Raw genomic sequence first — 545 nt, forward strand, 5'->3', positions numbered from 1 at the left:
GCAACCCGATACTGGTGGTATTGGACTGTTTGAACAGCAGGTGTTCCGGAGCTAATCCGGAAACCTGCTATGTCGGTTTAGATAGATACCGATAACCGCCATCGCAAAGCTTCTGTGCAGCTGAAGTGTGATCAGGCGTGTGCTTGTGGCGGTTTGATCAGTGACTCTGCTGGAATACCCAAGCCTTCGTGGAGATTCCAGATCATCTTCAAAGTCAACGAACGTTTGTGATTAAGGATCTCGTAAACACGATTACTTTTGCCGATCATCGGCTCCAAGTCTTTTACGGTTAAGCCCTTGCGTTCCATTTCGAACTTGATCGCCTCAACAGGATCAGGCAAATCCATTGGGAAATGCTTGACTTCATAAGCCTCAATAAGCGTGACCATGACATCCAGCTTTTCGCCTTCTGGGGTGTCTGGCCCAGCCATCATCAGGCTTTCAATTTCTTTTAATGCCGCGCGATAGTCGGCATCAGTTTTAATCGGTTTGATGTCCATGGTTAATCCTCCGGCAGTTAAATGGTTCCTGATTACCCACAATAT

General features: G+C 47.2%; 1 protein-coding gene. It reads right to left on the reverse strand.

Translation table 11 applies throughout. The features are described from left to right. Nucleotides 1-131 precede the first annotated feature (131 nt). Nucleotides 132-545 (reverse strand): helix-turn-helix domain-containing protein (locus tag NPX02_RS21295; protein WP_470423650.1); only part of this gene is annotated, 414 nt, incomplete at its 5' end.

Source organism: Sedimenticola hydrogenitrophicus, assembly GCF_025175675.1.
Taxonomy (GTDB): domain Bacteria; phylum Pseudomonadota; class Gammaproteobacteria; order Chromatiales; family Chromatiaceae; genus Sedimenticola; species Sedimenticola hydrogenitrophicus.